The sequence below is a fragment of the Brevibacterium picturae genome (genome assembly GCF_030453725.1).
GTDB classification, from domain to species: domain Bacteria; phylum Actinomycetota; class Actinomycetes; order Actinomycetales; family Brevibacteriaceae; genus Brevibacterium; species Brevibacterium sandarakinum_A.
In genome coordinates this window covers 1-3,610 of record NZ_JAKDJU010000238.1, presented here as the reverse complement: position 1 = coordinate 3,610, position 3,610 = coordinate 1, and the positions used below count along the sequence as shown (strand labels likewise).

General features: G+C 62.7%; 3 protein-coding genes. 1 reads left to right on the top strand and 2 read right to left on the bottom strand.

The features are described 5' to 3' along the window. A partial coding sequence (locus L0G76_RS14820) for an alanine/glycine:cation symporter family protein (protein WP_304357922.1) occupies nt 1-1,705 on the bottom strand: 1,705 nt, incomplete at its 3' end. A gap of 120 nt (nt 1,706-1,825) precedes the next feature. Continuing rightward, nucleotides 1,826-2,560, bottom strand: a complete 735-nt coding sequence (locus L0G76_RS14815) for a type 1 glutamine amidotransferase (protein ID WP_304357921.1) — start codon at nt 2,558-2,560, stop codon at nt 1,826-1,828. Nucleotides 2,561-2,714: 154 nt separating this feature from the next. Here L0G76_RS14815 and L0G76_RS14810 point away from each other — a divergent pair, with 154 nt between their 5' ends. Beyond that, nucleotides 2,715-3,515, top strand: a complete 801-nt coding sequence (locus L0G76_RS14810; RefSeq protein ID WP_304357920.1) for a MerR family transcriptional regulator — start codon at nt 2,715-2,717, stop codon at nt 3,513-3,515. Nucleotides 3,516-3,610: the final 95 nt, after the last annotated feature.

The following is a 3,610-nucleotide window of genomic DNA, read 5'->3' as shown; positions in this document are numbered from 1 at the left end:
GCTTCTTCGCCTTGAGGGAATCCCGCACCTCACGCAGCTTGTCACGCTTGCGCCGACGCCCCGCCTCGGCGGCTCTGATCTGATCGGCAGTCGGTTCATGGTCGCCCATGCCGACCTGCAGTTCGGCCGGCGTAATCTCACGCATCACCCCGGCATCGATGCGTTTGCGCAGGCGCAGAACCTCCAGCCGAAGGATCCGCGACAGGAAGTACAGGCCCAGCAGGTTGGGGAAGGCCATGAGGAAGAAGATGGCATCGGAGAACGCGATGACGGATTCCAATGACATGGAGGCACCGACGATAACGGCCAGGATCCAGAAGATCTGATAGGCCTTATCGGCCTTCTTCGAATTCCCCGTCAGATATCCCAGGGCCTGCTGGCCGTAGTATCCGTACGCGAGGATCGTCGAGAACGCGAAGAGCACCACACAGATCGTGAGCAGGATCGGGAACCATCCGGCCACCGTCGCGAACGCCTCGGAGGTCAGACCGATTCCATCCTCCGAGCTCGATCCGTAGAGTCCGGTGGTGATGATGGCCAAAGAGGTCAGAGTGCAGACGATGACCGAGTCGATGAGCGGCTCCCACATCGCCACGAAGCCCTCGGTGGCCGGCTTCGTCGTCTTCGATGCTGCGTGGGCCATGGCCGCCGAACCGATGCCTGCGGCGTTCGAGAACAGGGCACGCTGAATGCCGACGATGGCCACACCGATGACGCCGCCGGTGAGACCGTCGGGGGTGAAGGCACCGGTGAACATGAGTGCGAAGGCATGCGGGATCTCGCCGACATTCATGATGAGGATGACGATGACGCTGAGGAAATAGAGGATCGCCATCATCGGAGTCAGCCTCGACGTCCACAGGCCGATCTTCTTGATCCCGCCGAGGATGACCAGAGCCGTCAGCGTCGCGACGACGACGCCGATGAGCCACAGCTTGTCGGCCAGGAAGCTGCTGTCCCCGCCCGTGGCCTTGACCAGGATCGCCGCGGCCTGGTTGGCCTGAAACAGATTGCCCGCACCGATGACTCCGATGACGGTGGCGATCGCGTAGAAGCCCGCGAGGAACTTGCCGAGCCTCGGGCGCCCGATCTCGGCCAGACCGTCGCGGAGGTAGTACATCGGCCCACCTGAGACGGTGCCGTCCGGCAGGATCTTCCGATACTTCACGCCGAGGGTCGCCTCGGCCATCTTCACGGTCATGGCGAAGAAGCCGAAGATGATGATCCACAGGGCGGCACCGGGTCCGCCGATGGTGATCGCGACAGCGACACCGGCAATGTTGCCCAGCCCCACCGTCCCGGAGAGTTCGGTCGCGAGGGCCTGGAAGCTCGATACCTGGCCCGGATCCGTTTTGCGGGTGAAGCGCCCGCGAATGATGCCGACCGAGTACTTCAATCCCCTGATGGGCTGGAAGCGCAGGTAGACGGTGAGGAAGACTGCGGCTGCCATGAGCCAGACGACGATGAGGGGTATGCCGACTCCGCCGACGGAGAGTTCGAAGAACACGACATTGCTGAAGGCTTGGGCTATCGGACCGATGAACGATTCGATCGCCTGGTCGATGCCCGAGGCGGCCGTGATGTCGGCGGCCGCCGGGATGTCGGCAGCAGGTGAGGTGAGCGTCAGCCGATCTGCATTGATCGGAAGGGTATCCAGGACAACGGTGTCGTGGATCTGGACGGAATTTTCAATTATGGGATTCATTCTCACGGGCGCTTGTTAGCGATTCGTCCGGAGGATCGGTCCGGCACCGGCGCCTGATGACAACCTAGCAAGAACGATGAGGTCTGTCAGCTGACGTTCAGCTTTCAACAACCCCAGAAGTCACCGGCGCTGGAGCCCGCGCAGGAAGTCGACGAAGCTGTGTGCGAGTGCCCGGTTGATTCTGACCAGCTCGGCGTCCGCCTCGGCGACCTCGGATCTGATCGAGTCATTGGTCTTGCCGTCAGGCAGCCGGAGCGGGTCCGAACTCAGCCACTGTGCGACTTGCGCTGTATCGGATTCGGGATGGAACTGGGTGCCCCACGCGAATTCGCCGACCCGGTAGCCCTGGACCGGGGCGTCAGATCCCGTCAGCAGGAGTTCGCCACCGTCGGGCAGCTCCATCTCTTCCTGATGGAAGAGGACCGCCGGAATCGTCCTTTCCCCCGCTTCCCTGGCAATGGCCGCGAACACGGGGTCCTTCTCCCCCGCCGAGGTGGTGTGCAGATCATAGATTCCGATCTGCGGGCGCTGACGTCGGATGATCTTCGCCGAGGTGGCGGCGGCCAACAGCTCCCCGCCGAGGCAGATGTTGAAGCTGGGGAACTCCCCCGCAGCCGATCGCCGCAGCAGGTCCCTGACCTGGGGCAGCCACGGATTGGCCGTATCCTCGAGTGGCCCAGCGGATCCGCCGAGGACGAGGAGCGCGGAGTAGCCGTCGAGGGCGGCAGGAATCTCATCGCCGAGGTAGGGACGAAGGACATCAACCTCGGCGCCGGCTTCGATCAGCCACTGGCCGAACCGCTCGGGACCCGCATCCATTTCGTGCTCGATGACAAGGATTCTCACTTCGCTCATGCCGCCATTCTCACCGATGCGAACCGGTGCCGTCGACACAGTCTTGAATCTGGCACCGGGTTGATGTCGGCAGAGTCTTGAATCTGACATCGTGTCAGGTAGGTCAATGGTGATGACGGCTCAAGAAGGTGGCTCGAGACGAGGTGGTCGGGGTATGAAGATCGGTGAATTCGCCAGGCTCGGCCAGGTGTCGATTCGGATGCTCCGGCACTACGAATCGCTGGAACTGCTCATCCCGCAGGAGGTCGATCGATTCAATGGCCACCGCAGCTATTCCGTCGCCCAGCTGAGCAGATTGAACCGAATTATGACGTTGAGCTCTTTGGGGATCGCGCTGAAGCGGATCGGTGTTCTCCTCGACTCCGAGCTGAGCACCGGCACGTTGGCGGACATGCTCATTCTCCGTCGTCAACAGCTGCGGACCGAACAGGCGGTCGCTGCAGCCTCATTGGCCGAAATCGAGTTCCGATTGGCCCTGATCGAAAGGACAACCATGAACTTCCCGGACTGCGTCATCAAGGAATTGCCGACGGAGAGAATCATCGGCACGACTGTTCTGCTCGGCGATCCCCCGTTCGACACCTCGGAGATCGGCCCCCTGTTCGATAAGGTCGCCGGACAGATCCGGGAGACCGGCGGCGACCTCCACGTCGGCATCGGACTTTACTCCGACTCCGAATCCGGCACCGAAGTCACATGCGGTTACCGCTCGAACTCGGCTGACTTCCAGATCGCCGATCTCACGGCCACCGAGCTGACGCCATGCACTGCGGCCACCCTCATCCACGAGGGACCGATGAGCAGAATCGGTGCGAGCTGGCAGCACTTGAGCGAATGGTGTCTCAATCAGGGGTACTCGCTCAATGGTCCATGCCGAGAGATCTACCTGGAGGAAGACGCCGACGGCGACGGTTCCGGCTGGATGGTCGAACTTCAACAGCCGATCACCAGCTAGGCACACGAACCGGGGCCCCCCCACCACCCAGACGGGGGTGGGTGCGGGGCCCCGGCCCCGCCGGGCCCCCGGCGACCCGCGTCCAGGGCCTGGGC

What these genes read in the sequence shown, in the direction of transcription:
- L0G76_RS14815 (WP_304357921.1), bottom strand. Translation starts at nt 2,560, where the DNA reads ATGAGCGAAGTGAGAATCCTTGTCATCGAGCACGAAATGGATGCGGGT.
- L0G76_RS14810 (WP_304357920.1), top strand. Translation starts at nt 2,715, where the DNA reads ATGAAGATCGGTGAATTCGCCAGGCTCGGCCAGGTGTCGATTCGGATG.